At 59.9% G+C, this 17,244-nt stretch carries 14 protein-coding genes and 1 pseudogene; 6 read left to right on the forward strand and 9 right to left on the reverse strand.

The window, feature by feature from the left end:
- Positions 1 to 200 (reverse strand): annotated as a pseudogene (locus X743_RS1000000173155) (hypothetical protein); the annotation flags it as partial.
- A gap of 566 nt (positions 201 to 766) precedes the next feature.
- Here X743_RS1000000173155 and X743_RS140440 point away from each other — a divergent pair.
- The 4 genes from X743_RS140440 to X743_RS0137355 all read left to right on the forward strand — a co-directional run bounded on the left by X743_RS140440 (position 767) and on the right by X743_RS0137355 (position 4,987).
- The gene (locus tag X743_RS140440; protein ID WP_023768877.1) at positions 767 to 1,183 is read left to right on the forward strand and encodes a MucR family transcriptional regulator; all 417 of its coding nucleotides are present in this window, start codon (positions 767 to 769) and stop codon (positions 1,181 to 1,183) included.
- Between the two features lie 335 nt (positions 1,184 to 1,518).
- The gene (locus X743_RS140435; RefSeq protein WP_198028511.1) at positions 1,519 to 2,832 is read left to right on the forward strand and encodes a GMC oxidoreductase; all 1,314 of its coding nucleotides are present in this window, start codon (positions 1,519 to 1,521) and stop codon (positions 2,830 to 2,832) included.
- A 486-nt stretch (positions 2,833 to 3,318) separates the two neighbouring features.
- Positions 3,319 to 4,092 (forward strand): response regulator transcription factor, encoded by a 774-nt coding sequence (locus X743_RS140430; protein WP_084018938.1) that lies wholly within the window; start codon positions 3,319 to 3,321, stop codon positions 4,090 to 4,092.
- Between the two features lie 220 nt (positions 4,093 to 4,312).
- Entirely contained in the window at positions 4,313 to 4,987 is a 675-nt protein-coding gene (locus X743_RS0137355; protein ID WP_023768880.1) for a Crp/Fnr family transcriptional regulator, read from the forward strand.
- A 50-nt stretch (positions 4,988 to 5,037) separates the two neighbouring features.
- On the opposite strand, the gene X743_RS1000000170075 is transcribed toward X743_RS0137355, so the two are convergent.
- On the reverse strand, positions 5,038 to 6,222 hold the full coding sequence (locus X743_RS1000000170075) for an acyltransferase (RefSeq protein ID WP_084555652.1): 1,185 nt from the start codon (positions 6,220 to 6,222) through the stop codon (positions 5,038 to 5,040).
- A 452-nt stretch (positions 6,223 to 6,674) separates the two neighbouring features.
- Between X743_RS1000000170075 and X743_RS02760 the strand changes: the two genes are divergently transcribed.
- Positions 6,675 to 8,750, forward strand: coding sequence for an acyltransferase family protein (locus X743_RS02760; protein ID WP_084555653.1), 2,076 nt, complete (start codon positions 6,675 to 6,677; stop codon positions 8,748 to 8,750).
- Between the two features lie 75 nt (positions 8,751 to 8,825).
- On the opposite strand, the gene X743_RS1000000170080 is transcribed toward X743_RS02760, so the two are convergent.
- From X743_RS1000000170080 to X743_RS140405, 7 genes are read right to left on the reverse strand one after another with little or no spacing between them, the layout of a single operon-like run.
- Complete coding sequence (locus X743_RS1000000170080; RefSeq protein ID WP_023768883.1) at positions 8,826 to 9,926, reverse strand: NeuD/PglB/VioB family sugar acetyltransferase; 1,101 nt, start codon at positions 9,924 to 9,926, stop codon at positions 8,826 to 8,828.
- A gap of 6 nt (positions 9,927 to 9,932) precedes the next feature.
- Positions 9,933 to 10,865, reverse strand: a complete 933-nt coding sequence (locus X743_RS140425) for a transketolase C-terminal domain-containing protein (RefSeq protein WP_023768884.1) — start codon at positions 10,863 to 10,865, stop codon at positions 9,933 to 9,935.
- A 3-nt stretch (positions 10,866 to 10,868) separates the two neighbouring features.
- Complete coding sequence (locus X743_RS0137375; RefSeq protein ID WP_023768885.1) at positions 10,869 to 11,876, reverse strand: thiamine pyrophosphate-dependent dehydrogenase E1 component subunit alpha; 1,008 nt, start codon at positions 11,874 to 11,876, stop codon at positions 10,869 to 10,871.
- Complete coding sequence (locus X743_RS140420; RefSeq protein WP_023768886.1) at positions 11,876 to 13,051, reverse strand: DegT/DnrJ/EryC1/StrS aminotransferase family protein; 1,176 nt, start codon at positions 13,049 to 13,051, stop codon at positions 11,876 to 11,878. The genes X743_RS0137375 and X743_RS140420 overlap by 1 nt, the downstream gene beginning before the upstream one ends.
- A gap of 22 nt (positions 13,052 to 13,073) precedes the next feature.
- Entirely contained in the window at positions 13,074 to 13,751 is a 678-nt protein-coding gene (locus X743_RS140415; protein WP_023768887.1) for a PIG-L deacetylase family protein, read from the reverse strand.
- Complete coding sequence (locus tag X743_RS140410; protein WP_023768888.1) at positions 13,748 to 14,410, reverse strand: sugar transferase; 663 nt, start codon at positions 14,408 to 14,410, stop codon at positions 13,748 to 13,750. The genes X743_RS140415 and X743_RS140410 overlap by 4 nt, the downstream gene beginning before the upstream one ends.
- On the reverse strand, positions 14,407 to 15,765 hold the full coding sequence (locus tag X743_RS140405) for a polysaccharide biosynthesis/export family protein (RefSeq protein WP_084555654.1): 1,359 nt from the start codon (positions 15,763 to 15,765) through the stop codon (positions 14,407 to 14,409). Before X743_RS140405 ends, X743_RS140410 begins: the two co-directional genes overlap by 4 nt.
- Positions 15,766 to 15,908: 143 nt before the next feature.
- Here X743_RS140405 and X743_RS140400 point away from each other — a divergent pair, with 143 nt between their 5' ends.
- Positions 15,909 to 17,132, forward strand: a complete 1,224-nt coding sequence (locus X743_RS140400; protein WP_084555655.1) for a glycosyltransferase — start codon at positions 15,909 to 15,911, stop codon at positions 17,130 to 17,132.
- The last annotated feature ends 112 nt before the right edge of the window (positions 17,133 to 17,244 follow it).

Genomic DNA, 17,244 nt, shown 5'->3' on the forward strand with positions numbered 1-17,244 from the left:
GCCTTGCCGCCGGTCTCGCCAGCACCGCCAGCCTTGCCGCCGGTTTCACCGGCGCCGCCAGCTTTGGCCCCGGTCTCGCTAGGCGAGCTTACCTGGACGCCAGACTCCCCGGCTGCGCCGGCATTGGAAATCCCTATGGTTCCCAGAGCAAAGAACGCCCCCACCAGCAACTTTGCCGTAGTTGTAACTTTAATGGTCATATCGTCTCCTGATATCCAAGCTCCCCCGCATACTTAATAATCAGATTCTCGAAGAAAGTTTATTCACAATCACGATCGAGTCATACACATTTAATGACAGTTTGATACGAGATTATACCTGTAAAATCTCGATTTATATAAAGTAATAAAAAGATAAATGCCATCATGCCTCTATCGTAATTGTGTAGCAGTCGGCCGCTGTTAAAATGGCCTACGCCTAAGAATGCGGAAATGTGCATCCGATATTTCAATCGCCGTCGTGTAGAAGGCGCATCGATGTTGGCGATCTTCAAGAAAACGTCAAGCAACCGCAGCACGACGGGTCGCGATGGCAATGGAGGGGCACATTGGCTGTCACTGCCGGTTACCACTTTTGGATGGATTCAGCGCCGCCAAGGGCAATTGACAGAAATGGCCCCTGCGGATGCCATTGAAGGGTTCCAAAGGCGGGGAGGATCAGGAGCATCTGCTCCCGATTTGATGTTGGAAAGTTCGGCAAACGAGTGATCCAAACAGGCCCCGCATTTGGCCACGGACGATAACCATCGTCAGTCGAGAGCGGATCCATGGCCACTGACCCCGTCCATCACCTGGAATCAACTGCCAAGATTGTTTCGGCCTTTGTCAGCAGGAACCGGGCCTCACCTTCTGATCTGGTGGATTTGGTGGAAAATGTCGGCCGCGCTTTGCAGGCCCTCGCGGGAGGCCCGGAAAAAAGCAAACCAAAGGTCGTTCCCGCCGTACCAATCAGCAAATCGGTGACTCCGGATTTCATAATCAGCCTGGAGGATGGACGCAGGATGAAATCGCTGAAGCGGTATCTGGCATCGCTTGGAATGACACCGGCCGACTATCGCAGGAAATGGGGTTTGCCGCCTGACTACCCGTTGGTGGCGCCGAATTTCACCGCACTGCGTTCGCAAGCGGCAAAGAGGATCAGGCTTGGACAACGGATCGCCAGTGATCAGACCTCACGAACCTGACCGTATGGTCCTACCGGTGACGATTTTGCCGCGCCTGCTGTCCGTTCAACGTCGCCATGATTGAGGATTGCGACGGCGTTCCCCAAGGCGCTTGCCTGGAGGCAGATCTGTGCATCGTGGGCGCGGGTGCGGCGGGCTTGGCGCTCGCCTCGCAGTTCGAAGGAACACGGCATCGCATATGCATCATCGAAAGCGGCGGTCTGACATACGAACACTGGCGCCAAAGACTGTCGCGCGGCCGCTCTGTAGGCAGACCCTATGAGGCGCTGGACCTTTGCAGGATCCGCCAGTTCGGCGGAAGTACCGGCAGGGCTGGTTGGGGTGGGTGGTGCAAGATGCTGGACCACGCCGATTTCGAGCCTCGGTCCTGGATACCGATGAGCGGATGGCCTGTCGATCGCAACTCGCTCCTCCCTCACTATGAGGCGGCCGCCGATTTGCTAGGCATCGACGACTTGCAAGCCGAATGGCCTGCCTCCGCGGCTCTGCCTATGACCGGACCACTGTTTTCCGAACGATGCTTTCTCAGTCCCGTCCCGGATTTGGGGGCGACATTGCGCGCCAGGCTGCAAAGGGCAAAAAACGTGCAGGTTTTCCTGCACGCCACGGCCTTGCGGCTAGACACCGACTCCTCGGGAAGATGGGTTCGCTCCATCGAGGTGGCCAGTACGCCAAACAGGCGATTCCGGATCCAGGCACGGTCCTTTGTGTTGGCCTGCGGCGGGATCGAAAACGCGCGCCTGCTCCTGGTTTCAAACCGGCAGACGCCGAATGGCATAGGCAACCAGTACGACCTGGTCGGCCGCTATTTCATGGAGCATCCGCGCGTGAAATGGGGGAGCCTGCAGGTCTGCCATCCCGACACCGCGCTGGCCCTTCACGTGCCATCCATTGTGGCGCGGAGGCCTTATTTGTCGGAGCAAGAGCACTGCGGCGTGACCGGTGCATTCGGGCTGGCGCTGCGCCCGGAGATTCGTGAAAGTGAACGCCTTCTGGGCTCCCGGACGTGGATCAAGCCGGGACCTTGCGCCAATGATCTGGGTGGCTCCGAGGCGTTGCATTATCTTGCCTTTTGGCTGCGGAAGGGGCGCCTCCATCGCGACCTCATCAAGAGTGGCCGCACCATCCTCAGACATCCCGCAGCGTCGGTCGCGTCAGCCATCGAGCGCCTTGGGCACTCACGCGGGCGCGTAAGACATTTTCATTTTGACACGATCCTCGAACAAGAGCCGGACCCGGAAAGCCGGGTTACGCTCGATACAAGACTTGACGAATTCAGTCTTCCGCGCGTGAAGCTGGAATGGAGGGTGGGGCCTCTCGTTCGGCGTACACTCGAGCGCGTGCAGACAATCATCACCGACGAGATGCGGCTGCTGGGCCACAGAAGCGACGTTCGATCGAGCACACAGGTGCCCCCAGGCGGAGACGATATCCCATACCGATGGGTGAGGCACCACATGGGCACAACGAGGATGAGCGCCGATCCGCGGACTGGCGTGGTCGATGCCACGTGCCAGGTTCACGGCCTCGGGAACCTTTTTGTCGCCGGGAGCTCCGTTTTTCCAACCGGGGGAAACGATATGCCCACCCTGACGATTGTCGCGCTTGCCATTAAATTGGGCCGACACCTGCGGCAATGGCTCGAATAGAGGTCAATTCCATATTGGAGGAGCTCACGGAGGCCGCGCTCGGAGGCTTGACCAGCCTGACGGCTCGTTGCTCGGAGTCCGGCATGAGGTGTCTTCCAAGATACACTTTACTTCACAATGGCATAATTTCAGGTTTACTTTACGTGCTTTGGATGTGGATGTGAAAATTTACAGTTTTAAAAGCGATGTCACGTAAAATCCTCCTTTGCAATTCGTTATAGATTGCATGCGGATCAACCCCCGGCATCCTTTTCGTTGAGGATACACCTTTTGGTGGAGGCAGCCTTGCCACTACGACATTTTGCCGTCCCGGCTCTAATCCTGCTAAAAATATGCGATTATATTCAGGGTGTGCGTTTTGTCACACCGCCTCATCGATCTGCAAGTTATTACTAATACCTTAAGGAGGTGGGTATTCGAAGCGGATTCTCCGTTGGGGTGAATTCCGTGGGTACTGGAGTTGAACCTTTGGGTTGGGGATAAGCTATGACAATTCTGTCCATTACCGATCAGCCGGTCAAAACCGACTTGGCTCCCTATTCATCTGTCGCAAATGCCAATCATATCGGACCTGCTCCCTCACGGGAGGAGATGGAGATAGCGATCATCGATGACAGACCGCTGATGTGCGACTGTTTCGCCAGAAGCCTCGAACTCATCGAGCCATCATTTCGTATCCAGCGCTATCCTACGGTCGAAGCGTTTGACGCTGCCAGCCCGGAGGAGACCGAACGCGTCTCGACCGTGTTGCTATGCGTCATGTGGTCGAATTCTCAGGCGGACTATCATCTGTCGCGGATTGCCCATCTCAAGGCAACCAGACCCTCTCTGGGAATCGTAATGCTCTCGGATATCGAAAGCTTTGACGATATCGTCAAAGCAGTGGAAAGCGGGACACGCGGTTACATCCCAACAAGCGTCAGCTTGCAGGTTGCGGCAAAGGCTATTCAGCTTGTCGCGGCAGGAGGGACTTTCGTACCGCCGAGCGTCCTCTTTAGTTCGAGCCAGGCGATCAAGGACAGCCAACCCGCGAAGCAGCCGCAGGGCGACAATGTTTTCACGTCGCGCCAGATGGCGGTGATCGAAGCGTTGCGGCGGGGCAAGGCAAACAAGGTGATCGCATACGAGCTCAACATGTGCGAAAGCACGGTCAAGGTGCATATTCGCAATGTCATGAAAAAGCTTCGCGCGAGAAATCGTACCGAGGTAGCCTACATCCTCAACACAACGCCTTATGATGGTGTGAGCATACGAAATTGAGGCATGGCTGCCGCCTCGGTCAAAAAATGATGATTTCTTTTGCCCGCGGCAACGGTGCCGGTTGGCTTTGTCAGGCGCTCGAATTGGAGAGTCTGACAAAGACTCGACATTTTGCAGGGTGCGAGGAAAGTTGAAACAGCCGCTAGATCGATATGCTGTTCCGCAGACGGAGAGGGAAACCACTCCCACAGCCGAAAGGAACACATCGCAAAGCCCGGACTTGAGCGATATCGAGCATTTCCATGCCGTTCGCCCTTCCACGCTGGCCGAGATGAACCGACGCTGTCATTGGTTCCATCTCGAAGACGGCGATGTCTTGATTCCGGCCGGCGAAAGGGTCGATCGAGTATTTTTTCTTCTGGAGGGTGAGCTTCGCTTCCCTGTCTATACCCGTACAGGCAAAATTGTATGGCTCCCATCGGCGCACGAGGGATCGCTCGTCAATGAAGTGGCTTTAAGCGGGGACCTTCTTGCGGTGCCTTATTCGATCGAAGCCGCAGGACCATGCACCATTGCCTCCATCGGCAATCGGGCCTTCCTGGATATAATCAAGAACGATCCCGAGGCGCTTCAGGCCATCGTCCAAATGCTGGTCGAGCGCCAGCACTCGTTTGTCGAGCATATCGTTGAACTCTCGACACTCAGCGTTCGATCACGCGTGCATAGCGAACTGCTGCGCTTGTGTGTTGAAAGTATCGACACTGACGGTTCGGCGATGATTTCTCCCATTCCCACCCATACGGATCTGGCCAATCGCATCGGCACGCATCGGGAAGCGGTGGCCCGCGAACTCAGTTATCTGCAGAGTGTCGGGATTGTGCTGCGCCGCGCAAAGGAACTCGTTGTGCCCGACGTGTCTCGCTTGACGGACCTGCTCTCCAAGTCCGACGATTAATCTCTCATGATCAGCCATGGTCTCGGGCCATGGACCGTCGCAGCCCTGCATTATCCCCGCAGCCATGCGAAGCGTTTGGTGCCTAAGCCAAGCCACGTCCGAACGGCATTCTGCTGCGATGTCGAGCGGTAGATCTTCTGATGATAGACCAACTCATAGGGCCACAGTTCGAGGCTGCGGTTCGCGAGATGCGTGAGTATCCAGGTGATAGCGCTTGCAGCGACAATGAAGGCGTCCATCGAGACGACGACGTTGGCGGTGAAGAGGTGAGCGTGCGAAAAGAGGGAGCGGGTCAGAAAATACGTATAGGGATGCACCAGATAAAGGCTGTAGCTGACCGTCCCGAAGTAGCGAAGAAGCCGATTGCCGAGAAGCAGCGCAGTCAAGCTGTTTCGCGACACCGCAAGGCCGAAGTAAAGCGCCGTCGCAGCGACCAGCAATGGCACTTCGGCATTCTGGAAATCGGACCAGTGATAGTCATAGTGGCCGCGAGTGGATATGAAGACGCACGTTGCCAGCGCCGCGCTCTCGGCCAGCCGATGGCGACCGACACGCATCCAATCATATCGATCGTAGGCGAGACGGATCAGGCCGCCGGCAACGAAATACAGGGCAATCGGATATCTGGCGATAAAGAGCACCGCGAGAAGACCCAGAGCGGCCAACCCAAGCTTGTTGGGGCGACGGATGGCGAAGAACACGAAGGCACCGGTGAACACATAGAACCAGACTTCGAACGTCAGGCTCCAGGCATTCGGCGTCAGCTGCTCTGTGTGGGCGAAAAGATTCAGGAACGTCAGTCCGGCGAGAATTGCGGTGAGATTGTTGGTCTCGGGATAGAGGTTTGTCGCGGCGTTCAGTGCGACGTAGAGCACGCTAAGAACGAAGAACAGCGGGTAGACGCGCAGGAACCGTCGGGCGGCAAACTCACGGGGACTGTAGTGCAGCGCACTCGGAAGGATCACGAAGCCACTGATGGCGAAGAAAAGGCACACACCGAAGGTGCCGAAATTCCAGAAAGGCCCAATGGCCGCTACATAGGCGGCGTTCGAGGCGTAGATATGCTCCGCCGTGCCGCCCAGGAGATGCGCGAAGAACACCATAAGCGAAGCGACACCACGAAGCCCATGCGCAGCCACATTGAATGACTTGTCGGAAACTGGTTTCGCGGATGCGTCGCGCAGGACATGCGGTGCGTCCGATGGTTTCAGGGAAGGGGGATGCGCAACAGCCATTTGAGCCTTCAAATTGGACCCCGCAGACCATTCCAACCTACACCGATCCAGATTTTGCAATGCTCAGGAATTCGAAGGACACCCCTGCCCAAAAGTAGTGGGCTGGCGTGGGAAAACTCCACCCGATGATCAAGCAGCCGCGTAGCAGGATCGCGGACATTAACGGAACCCGTCTTGGCCGCAGGCGAGAGCTGAACCGCAGCCGGGGCGGGGCGTGACCTACACCGGGTCGGAATCGGCGGGCTTTTCGGCAGCCAGGACGCCAAAACGGCCGCAAGTCGCCACGTCGAACCGCTCCGCTTGGCAAAAGCCCCCGGCCTTCGCGCCTCCCTGTTGTTCCAGAGGCCATTTCGATCTTGTTCGCGGGGGCCACGGCGTAGTCCGATTTAGCCGCAGGTTACCTCCTATTGCGGGCGGACAGTGGCGCGAGAGTGCCGTTATACAGCATCGGTATGTCACGCTTTCAGGCTCATCGGCTCAGCCTCGCTGCCAGCGTGATGTTGGACGGTCGAAAACCCTCTCGTCCGGCATCGCTCCATTCAGCACAGGCGGCTCCAACCTATCGAGCCGACATCGATGGTTTACGTGCCATCGCTGTCGTGTCGGTTGTGCTGTTTCACGCCGGTTTCACCAAGGTCGGCGGCGGCTATGTCGGTGTCGACATTTTCTTTGTCATTTCTGGCTACCTGATAACGCAATTGATCGCCAGGGATCTCCAGACAGGCGAATTCTCGGTCTGGCATTTTTACGAGCGGCGCATACGCCGCATTTTTCCGGCGTTGTTCGCCATGCTGGCAGTCTGTACGCTGGCCTGCGCCCTCATCTTCTTACCCGATGACTTCAGACGTTTCGGCCGTAACTTCGTCGCCACGGCTCTCTTCTCGTCCAATATCGGCTTTTGGCTGAAGACGGGCTACTTTGATGGAGAAACGTACGACCAGCCACTCATCCACACCTGGTCACTGGCGGTGGAAGAGCAGTTCTACATCCTGTTTCCGATATTCCTTGTCTCGATCTGGCGCCTGGGAGCCGGCAATGTTCGCAGTCTCATTGCGAGCCTCGCGGGAATTTCGTTCATCGCAACCATCGTGGTGATGCAGTACGACGATGCTGCCGCTTTTTACCTGACCCCATTCAGGGCGTGGGAGCTTCTGTTGGGCAGCCTCATGGCGCTCGAAGCATTCCCACGCCTCACCAAGCGCTGGCAAAGTGAGGTGGCGACCTGGGCGGGACTGCTCCTGATCGCCGCTGCCGTGCTGGGTTATTCCGAGACGACTTCATTCCCCGGTATCGCGGCGCTCCTTCCGTGCATCGGAGCTGCCCTTGTCATTCACGGAGGACGTGAAGCGAGCTGCTGGGTCACGCGGCTGATTTCGACAAGGCCGTTCGTCGGCGTGGGCCTGATAAGCTACTCCCTGTATCTTTGGCATTGGCCGCTGATTGTCCTGGGCAGTTACCTGGCAATCGATGAGCTGAGTTCGCTTCAGTCTGTTGGCCTGGTGACTGCCTCGTTCACGCTGGCGCTGCTGTCCTGGCGATACATTGAGCGGCCGCTCAGAGTGCCGTCGCGCGTAAGCCGCCCCGTGTCCGTCTTGGCTGGAGGTACTTTGGCCATCGTCGCCGCGGTAATAACCGGTGCCGTGATCTACCATGACAATGGCTGGCCGACGCGCTTCTCCAAGGACGTGAATGTGTTGTCCAGCTATGCTTTCTCCGCCAACCCTGAAGCGGATAAATGCGCAGACGTATTGCTTCAGCTTGCGGCAAAGTCTCCCTGTACAATAGGCACCTCTGAAAATGCCCGCATCTTCCTGTGGGGGGATTCGCACGCCGGAGCGCTATTCGGCGCGATGTCCGAATTGGCTGCAAATGGCGCAAGCACGGTCTACGGCGCCACTCCCCGCTGCCCCCCTCTGCTTGGGGTCGGAACCGACGGAGCGTGCATCCAGGGAAACGATTTACGGCTCAAATACGTCCTCGGTCGCCCAGAGCTGAAGACCGTTATAATTGCTGCCAGGTGGTCTCTCTATCTGGAGGGTCGTGCGGTCGAACTTGGACCGGCAGAACGCAACGGCGACCTTCCCCAGTTGCAGGACCGCAACGGCGTTCAATTCGATCGCTTCTCAAACGAGGCGCGCGAGGCATTCGAGATATCCCTGAGAAAAACTGTGCGTCGGATCCTCGAGGCCGGCAAGAACGTGATCATCGTCTATCCCGTCCCAGAAGTGGGTTATGACGTCCCCTCCACGGCGGCTCGACTCGTGGCGCAGGGACATGACCTGTCTGGCTTCAACGTGTCGGAGCGACTCTACCGGGAGCGGCAGCAGATTGCATTTGGCGTTCTGGACAGGCTGGGCCAACATCGCGGCCTCATTCGCGTGTATCCAACGCAGGCGCTTTGTCCGCAGGAACGGTGTGTTGTGATGATGGGCGGAAAACTGCTGTATTTTGACAGCCACCACCTCAGCATCCCAGGGTCCGAGGCACTCGAGCCATTGCTGGCAAGAGCTCTGCGACAAGGCGCCTGAAGTTCCGAGGTTCAAAGCGCGTCGCGTTTGAACGGAAACGCGGAAAGCCGTCTTACACTTTGCTGGAAATCGCTTTTAGCGGAGGTGCCGGCGGCCCTGAGCGTCGACGATGGTGTTGTCCGCGACGTTTGCACTGATGTGCGCGCCGTTGTGGATCAGGCAACCGGCACCGATCTGGACGCCCAGCAGCACCGTTGCGCCCATGCCCACGACAGACATGGCCCCGACGCTCACCCCGCCGGCGAGGATGGCGCCCGGGGTCAGGTGCGCATTGTCCTGCACGACGCTGTCGTGGCAGACGATACTCCCCTGGTTGACGATCACGTTGTTGCCGATCGTACAGCGGGGACCAATGCTCGCGCCGGCCAGAATATGGCAGCCATCTCCGATCCTGGTATCCTTGGAGACGATCGCGGATGGGTGGATCACAGGCGGCAGAATGAAACCCATGGCCGCGGCGCGTTCGAACATTGCCCGCCGCGCCTCGCTGGACTGGGCTCCGCCGATGCCGATGAAGGCGTAGCGGGTACCCTCGCCGAGCAGACGCTCCAGGCTCTCTTGCGTACCGATCACCGAGATGCCGGCGCAGACGTGGTGGCCAACAGGCAGGGCTTGGTCGGTGCAGCCGAGGATCTCGTATCCGGAGCCGTCGAGAGCATCGATCAAGCAGGCGGCGTGGCCGCCGCCGCCGATGATGACCGCCCGCCGCGTGGACGCGGAAGGAACGGCGGACTGCGCCCCGTGCGAACCTGCAACTATTGCCTCGGATCGGCAGCTGGCCGCCGCGCGCACCTCGGCTTCGCCGATGCGGCCGTTGGAGGGCGTGACATCCGCCAGGTCGATCCCGAGCTCGGACGCGGCCTTGCGGGCCTTGGCCGTTATCGCGACCTCTTTGACGGCGCTATCGGCTGGGCTGGCCGCTGCGGATGCGCTCGCATTTTCGTCGACGATCTCGCACAGCGTTGAACCGACGGCGACGAAGTCGCCGATCTTGACGTCGAGCCGGCCGATTACCCCTGCCTCGGAGGCATTGACCTCAACGGCAGCCTTCGTGGTCTCAAGGACAAAGAGAAGAGCCCCTTGCTCTACGCTTTCACCCTGCACGACCTTGATCTCGATCAACTGAAGATTGTCCTCGTTGGCGTTAACCCGCGGGGCTTCGACAAGCACAGTCATGAAAGCTTAGCCTTTCTTGAACAGATCGATGCAGGCCGCCTGGATGGCGTTCACACCTGGCAGCAGATCGTCCTCCCATTCGCGGCTTGAGGGAATAGGGTGGTTTGGCCCAGCCAATGCGCTGAAGTGCCTGACCCGGCCGATCAAGGCGCGCGCGCACTCGGACGCGAAGCCCCAGCCAGGAGAGCCTTCCTCCACGACGAGAACGCGGCTGCACTGGCCGACCTGGCTCAGGACCTCCTCGCCAGGAAAAGGCGACAGCTGTTCAACCGCCACCACGGTGGTTGCGATTTCCTCCTCTTCGGCGAGCTTGTTTGCGGCAGCAACCGCGTGCTCGACGCAACCCCCATAGGCCAGGATCACGACGTCCGAATCCGCCGGATGTGGAAGTGCGGCCGTGCCGAGCACGGGCCTCGAATACATGACCTTGTTTTCGATTATCAGGTGAGGGGACCGAGAAGCGAGGGCCCGGTGCAGGAGCGCCCCTGGATCCGCATACTCATGCGTTGCAAACACGGTAAGGCCCGGCACGCCGCAAAAATGCTTTTCCAGGCTTTGCGAGTGCGTCGGCCCATAGCCGCGCCGTCCACCCATGGGCGCGCGAATGATGATCGGCACCTCGACCTGATCGTTGTACATCCAGCGAAACTTGGCTGCGTGGTTGATGATCTGGTCGGCGGCAAGGGCGATGAAATCTCCGAACATGAGCTCGACGATCACGGGCCTGCCCTTGAGGGCCATGCCCGCCGCCATGCCGACGATGCCACCTTCGCTGATCGGCGTGGTCCAGACACGATCCTGATAGGCCGTGGACAGGCCCTTGGTCACTTTGAAGGCGCCGCCATAGGGATCGAGGACATCCTCGCCCATAACCACCAGCCGGAGATCGGCTTGCATGAGATCGTGGAGCGCGCGGTTGATCGATTCGACGACGCGCATGGGTCAGCCTCGCGCTAGGGCTGCGGCAGCCGCGGATTCGACGGCGCGGTCCACGACAGATCGACAAAAGGCGTCGATCTCCTCGAACTGCGCGACGCGCTGGCGCATCGGGGGGATCGGATCGCGGGATCGAGCTTGTTCAAGCCGCAAGGGCGGCCGGGTATCATCTCCCTTGCTATGGGGACCGATCCGTTCGGTCCGCAAGTAGAGCCAGCACGGGCGACCCTCGGCGCGAATATAGGTTACAGCCTCCTGGGCAAGCTCACATATCTCGACTGGATCGTTGCCATCGTAGGCGAACGTGCGGATGCCGAAAGGTTCGGCCCTGGCGATGATCGAACCGGAAACGGTGAGATGTTTTGGGGTGGTTTGGGCGATGTCGTTGTCCTCGACCACAAAAAGCACGGGAGCACCGAAAACCGAAGCGAGGTTCAGGCTCTCGTAAACAGCTCCTTCACCCATCGTTCCATCGCCCAGGAAAACCACTGCCACGGCGCCATCGTCCTTTCGTGCCAGCGCGCAGCCAACCGCCACGGGCGCTATGCCGCCTTGGATTCCATTGGAGTGGAAGTTGCGGAAACACAGGTGCTGACTGCCGCCGCGCCCCCCGCAAATGCCGGTTACGCGCCCCATGATCTCGGCGATCAGGCCCTCGACTTCACCCGAGTAGGCAATGAAATGACCGTGGCAACGGTGGTTGCTCCAGACAATGTCACGATCCCGGTCAAGAGCGTTCACCACCCCCACCGCATTGGCTTCCTGTCCGATGGATGTGTGCGTGGTGCCGAACAGCAGCCCTTGGGAAAACAGCTCCAGCAAGCGCTCCTCGACAAGCCGGATGAGGATCATCTGCTGATAAAGCCGGGCCACGGTCGGCAGTTCGAACCCGAGCAGCGTTCTTTTTTCCTGAGGAAGGGTGAGGTTCTGCAATGCTGAAGACGGCACCAATTTCAGCTCTCCAAAGGAAGACGCCGGAATGGTTCCATCTTTCCTGATCGCGTGCTCGTTCATCAGGCCGCCTCGAGCTGGCGCGCAGCCGCGACAAGGATGGACCGCGTCGTCGACGCTGCCGCCGCCGTTTCCTCGACCGTCCAGGACGGGTCGACCAGGAACGCGATGCTCGTTTCACCAAGCTGCCGCGCGACGGGCAGTCGCTCGGACGGCGCCACGCCGGCATCGGCGAAGGCATGCTCGAGGTAGATTTCGGAGCAGCTGCCCGAGAAGCACGGAACGCCTGCCGCGTTGACGGCCGCGATCAGCTCGTCCCGCGACCATCCCGAAGACAACATCTCCGGCTTGATATAGAAATAGCATCGATACCAGGCATGCCTGTGTGCCGGATCGAGCCGGGGCGTGTACAGCATCGGCAAATCGGCAAGCGTGTTTACCCAGATGGCGGCATTGCGCTCGCGTTGGTGAATCCAGTCGGGCAGGCGTTCGAGCTGCCGCAAGCCAAGCACGGCCTGGATGGATGTCATGCGCCAGTTGGTGCCGATGCTGTCATGCAACCAGCGGAATCCGGTCGGCCGATGAGGGGCAAAGACCACATTATAGTTCTTGCCGTGGTCCTTGAGGCTCCAGGCGGCGAGCCACAATTTCCTGTCGTCCATCGCGACAAGCCCGCCTTCACCGCCCGTCGTGATGATCTTGTCCTGGCAGAACGAAAATGCCGCTATGTCACCGAAGGAGCCGATCGGCCGTCCGTTATATTCGGCTCCATGCGCCTGGGCGCAATCTTCGATCACCTTGATGCCGCTGCGCTTTGCCAGTTCCATGATCGGCGCCATGTCGCACGGCCATCCGGCGATATGCACGACAATGACGGCCTTTGTCCGCGCCGTTATCTTCGGCGCGATCGTTTCGGCGGAAAGATTGCCCGAGGCCGGGTCGACATCGGCGAAGACAGGTGTCGCACCGGCAAACATGACGCAAGCGGCCGACGCGACGAAACTGCGGGGCGTTACGATCACCTCGTCGCCGGCGCCGATGTGGAGGATTTTCATCGCAAGATCCAGCGCGAGGGAGCCATTGGCCAGCGCCACGGCATGACGTCGGCCGAGGCTGCGCGCGTAAGCGCGTTCGAAGGTCTTCACATGGTCGCCGGTCCAGGCGTTCACCCGGCCTGACCTCAGAACGTCCACAACGTCGGCTATCTGTTCCTCGTCGTAAATCGGCCAGCGTTTCATCTCGGAACACTCCAGCTAGAATTCAGATGACATTTCTCAGAAGGACAAAGGCCTCGGCCGCCCTCAAATGGACGGCGGTGCCCCTGACGATCGCCAGCGCCCGTAATGTTTCGATCGAACGCTCGTGCGGGAAATTCTTGATCTGCGAAGCGAACATCGACGCGGCTTCGAGTTTGCGGTCGAGTGTCGCCTGGATGTCTATGAAGACATTCGGCACGAAGCTCGGCGTGACATAGGGTGCATTCCAGTTCGTTTCAGACACCGTCTCGTAGGCCATGATCGTCCGCGGGTAGTGGGACTGGGTGGGACGGGCGGCAACCAGCGACGACAGGAAGATCAGCTGGTGGTCCATATGAACATCGCCGACGAAGGGGATGAGCAAGGTGTCCGGCTTGACCGCCTGCAGCAGAGCTTGCAACGCCGCATTGACGGTCGAGTGCGGTGTCTGGCCGAGCTGCGCGGCGGGCAGATCAAGCCAATGCGTGTGTCGCACGCCCAGGCCGGCATGGGCCGCCTTCGCCTCACCGCGGACCTGCTGCGTCATCTCCTCTGTGAAGGCAGGCGGACAGCCTCGCGTAACCACCGCGACATGGACTTCGCCGCCTTCCGCGGCGACCCGGGCTATCGTGCCGCCACACCCCAGAACCTCATCGTCGGGATGCGGCGCGATCACCAGGAGTCGACCAAGGGCCGGGCTCATGACCGAACCGTCCCGGCGGGCATCGCCTTCAACGCGTGATCGACATGGCGGCGGTCGATGCGTTCGCCCAACAGGGCCACAAGGACGGTCAGGATCAGTATCTGCAGATCGAGCCAGAGATTGCGATTGCGCACATACCAGAGATCGAGCGCCAGCTTTTCACCGTTGGTGAGGCGGGTATTGCCGTTCACCTGTGCCCAGCCGGACAGGCCCGGACGGACCGTGCAGCGAACACGTCCCAGGTCGCCGAACTCGGCGATGGTGGCTGGGAGCAACGGGCGTGGCCCTATGAACGCCATGTCGCCCCTGGCTATGGAGATAAGTTGAGGCAGCTCATCGATACGAATGGCGCGCATCAGCCGGGTGGCGGGCGTCTCGCGCAAGGCGTCGGGCAGCAGCACGCCATCCGCATCGCGCCCTTCACGCATCGTACGAAACTTGCAGATGACAAAGGGACGGCCTGCCAAGCCGCTGCGGGTCTGGCGGAAGAACAGTGGGCGGCCGACACTTGCCCAGACAATTGCGGCGGCCACCATCCATAGCGGCAGGCTGAGGATCAAAAGCACCACCGCAGCGATCCGGCTGGGCATCGCCCGGCCTATCGGCACGCGAGCGGTCAGTTCGGGAGAGCGGGCCATCGGATTGCTGAGGCCGATCATTGTGACGGTCCCACCTGAACGGGAGGGGGCGCCGCGACAGGAGCATCAAGACGGCTGGCCAGGTCCAGGGCGTTGTCCAGACGGTTTATCGACACCAGGATCGTGTCTCCGGCTACAATCGGATCGTCGAGGGTCGCCACCCTGGTGGCGATCTGGCCGTTCTGCTTGCGGCGGATTTGGTAAGTGAACGCGATAGTGTTGTTGGTGCGTGTCTGTTCCGCCGCCAGCGTGCTCAGCAGCAGGATCTGCTCTTCGGTCGACTCGCGAACCGAGACCAGGCGCTCGATTTCAGAGTTGTGGGCCTGAAGCTCCGTCAGCGCTGTGTGCGTCCAGGTCTGGGTGGCGTCGTCCAGGTCACGCTGCAACTGGCTCAATTCCCGGCGAACCGTCGACGCCTGATTGTAGATTTCAAGCAGATGCGACTGCTGCGTGGTCGCCTCGCGCTCGGCGTTCGAGAGATCCGTAAGCGTGACGATGCCTTTCTTGTTGAGGGCCCTGACACGCTCGAGATCGGCTTGCGACGAAGCGATCACAGTCTTCTGTATGTCCGATAGCTGTTCAATATTGGCGAGGGCGATGTTCACTTCGTCGATCCCCGCCAACAGCTGCTTGCGACGTGTGGTCAGTGCGTGTTGATCCGTTTCAAGGATCCGCTGCTCCGTCGGAAGCAACGTTGCGAGCAGATTGGCATTCATGAGGCCTCTGATCTTGGGAGGCAGATCCAGCTCCGAGATCTTGTCGTTGTTTGCCAACTGAGCCTTGATGCGCGCGGCGGCAACGGCTTCCTTGGCAATCTGCACCACGCTTTCATCAAGGGTTCCGCGCAGCCGGGCGCGCGTCACCACGCGATCCTCGGCAGTGGCTCCGCCCGTCGATTGACCACCGGCAAGCGCCACCGCCTGCTCCACGGTCAGTGCTGGCTGGTACGGAAACGAGCCCGGCGCCTTGACATCCCCAAGGACAAAGATCGGACGGAAGCTGACCACCGCCAGGGCTATATGCGGGTCGTTGAAGAACTCTCGGTCGATGAACGCCTTGCGGATATGCTTCAAAGCGTCAGGCACCGTCAGGCCGCCAACTTCAAAGCTGCCGATCAGCGGAATGTTGACCGCGCCATCGCTGGCCACCGTCAGCTGTTCGGCAGGAAGCGCATCGTCGATGAAGTCGAACGAAACCACATCGCCGACCGAAAGCTTGTAGCCGTCATCAGCCGCGGCCCTGGCCGCGATCGGGCAAGCCAGGATCGCAACAACAGCGGGGACCGTGATCCGGGCATGTTTCAACGCTTTCGCGAGGATACTGGTCCACGAGCCTATCGATCGCCCGCTCCGTGCCGGATTGCAAAAAGACGCCATGGAAGCCCACCACAGAAATTTCCTGTGAAGACCCTAGCGACACCTGTGCGCGGACAATGAGTCATACCTTTGGTGGAGCAGAGACAACCTTCGGTCTCGTGCCCACCCAATTTGGCTAACTGGATGTCGATCGTAACCAACGTATGGTGCGGCTGGATACTGTCGGCCGATTGAACGCTTCCTTGTGGCGGAGCGCCGCAGACAGCTGGGAAGCTTGCGTGCACACAAGTGTTCTTCACACGATCACCAGTCTCGACGTTGGCGGCGCCCAGGTCATGCTTGCCCGTTTTCTTGGCCGGATCGACCAAAACCGCTTCTCGTCTTCGGTTCTATCGCTGCTTTCACCTGGGCCATTGGCCGCACAGGTGAAGCATGCAAATTCCGGGCTCGTGTCGATCAGCATGACGGAGCGGCCGCGGCCGCGAGATGTCTTTCGGCTGACCCGGTCGATAAGCAGGGCAGCGCCCGATCTTCTTCACGGATGGATGTATCACGGCAACGTCGCGGCAACGCTCGGCTCGGTGCTGGGGTTCAACTTCTCGCCGGTTATCTGGAGTATCCATCACACGGTTCGCGACCTCGCCGACGAGAAACCGCTGACGCGCCAGTTGATCCGGCTCTCGGCCCGGCTGTCGAGTCGCGCCAGCGCAATCTCATATTGCTCGCGCGTGGCCGCCGACGATCACGAGCGTCTGGGTTTTGACCCGCGCCGCAGGGTGGTCATTCCGAATGGAACGGATTGCGATCAGTTTTCTCCCGCGGCCGACGCCGGTGCGAAATTGCGCCATCTGTTCGGCTTGCCGCCCGAACGGCTGATCATCGGCCATGTGGCACGGTTTCATCCCATGAAAGACCAGATCAGCCTGGTTCGGGCCATCAGCCGTGTTCTGGCACAAGGGTATGACGTTCAGGGCGTGTTTATCGGGGAGGGGCATGCCGATGGGCCGGTGCGGCGCGCCGCCCGCGACCTCGGCATAGACGACCGTATTACGACGCCGGGCATCCGCGGTGACGTTGCCGATCTCATGCCCGGCTTCGATGTCTACGCGCTTTGTTCAGCTTGGGGCGAGGCTTTTTCCCTTGCCGCCGGCGAGGCGATGGCAAGTGGCGTGCCGGCGGTGGTGACGGCGGTCGGCGACTCCGGCTGGCTCGTCGGCGACAGTGGAGTGGTCGTTCCGCCCCGGGACAGTGAAGCACTGGCCGCCGGGTTGATCAGGCTTGTCTGCCTTGAACCGGCCCAGCGGCGCGCTCTGGGCCAACAGGCGCGTCGCCGCGTCATGGAGAACTTCTCACTATCGCTTTACGTCGATCGGCACCTGGAACTCTACGCAACAGCTCTGGGGCGTCGTCGCCATATCTCGAGCTGATAGGAGTGACTGGTGGTTGTCATGCACGCGAATGGTCGAGATCATTTTCCCGCCGGCGGGAACGATGCGATGCGCCGCAAGCGGATCGTCGTGATCGCAAGCCTGACGCGTT

It is taken from the genome of Mesorhizobium sp. LNHC232B00 (assembly GCF_000502435.1).
Classification (GTDB): Bacteria; Pseudomonadota; Alphaproteobacteria; order Rhizobiales; family Rhizobiaceae; genus Mesorhizobium; species Mesorhizobium opportunistum.

Coding starts and splice junctions, on each gene's coding strand:
- X743_RS140440 (WP_023768877.1), top strand. CDS start 767: ATGGCCACTGACCCCGTCCATCACCTGGAATCAACTGCCAAGATTGTT.
- X743_RS140435 (WP_198028511.1), top strand. CDS start 1,519: ATGCTGGACCACGCCGATTTCGAGCCTCGGTCCTGGATACCGATGAGC.
- X743_RS140430 (WP_084018938.1), top strand. CDS start 3,319: ATGACAATTCTGTCCATTACCGATCAGCCGGTCAAAACCGACTTGGCT.
- X743_RS1000000170075 (WP_084555652.1), bottom strand. CDS start 6,222: ATGGCTGTTGCGCATCCCCCTTCCCTGAAACCATCGGACGCACCGCAT.
- X743_RS02760 (WP_084555653.1), top strand. CDS start 6,675: ATGTCACGCTTTCAGGCTCATCGGCTCAGCCTCGCTGCCAGCGTGATG.
- X743_RS1000000170080 (WP_023768883.1), bottom strand. CDS start 9,926: ATGACTGTGCTTGTCGAAGCCCCGCGGGTTAACGCCAACGAGGACAAT.
- X743_RS140425 (WP_023768884.1), bottom strand. CDS start 10,865: ATGCGCGTCGTCGAATCGATCAACCGCGCGCTCCACGATCTCATGCAA.
- X743_RS0137375 (WP_023768885.1), bottom strand. CDS start 11,876: ATGAACGAGCACGCGATCAGGAAAGATGGAACCATTCCGGCGTCTTCC.
- X743_RS140420 (WP_023768886.1), bottom strand. CDS start 13,051: ATGAAACGCTGGCCGATTTACGACGAGGAACAGATAGCCGACGTTGTG.
- X743_RS140415 (WP_023768887.1), bottom strand. CDS start 13,751: ATGAGCCCGGCCCTTGGTCGACTCCTGGTGATCGCGCCGCATCCCGAC.
- X743_RS140410 (WP_023768888.1), bottom strand. CDS start 14,410: ATGATCGGCCTCAGCAATCCGATGGCCCGCTCTCCCGAACTGACCGCT.
- X743_RS140405 (WP_084555654.1), bottom strand. CDS start 15,765: ATGGCGTCTTTTTGCAATCCGGCACGGAGCGGGCGATCGATAGGCTCG.
- X743_RS140400 (WP_084555655.1), top strand. CDS start 15,909: ATGGTGCGGCTGGATACTGTCGGCCGATTGAACGCTTCCTTGTGGCGG.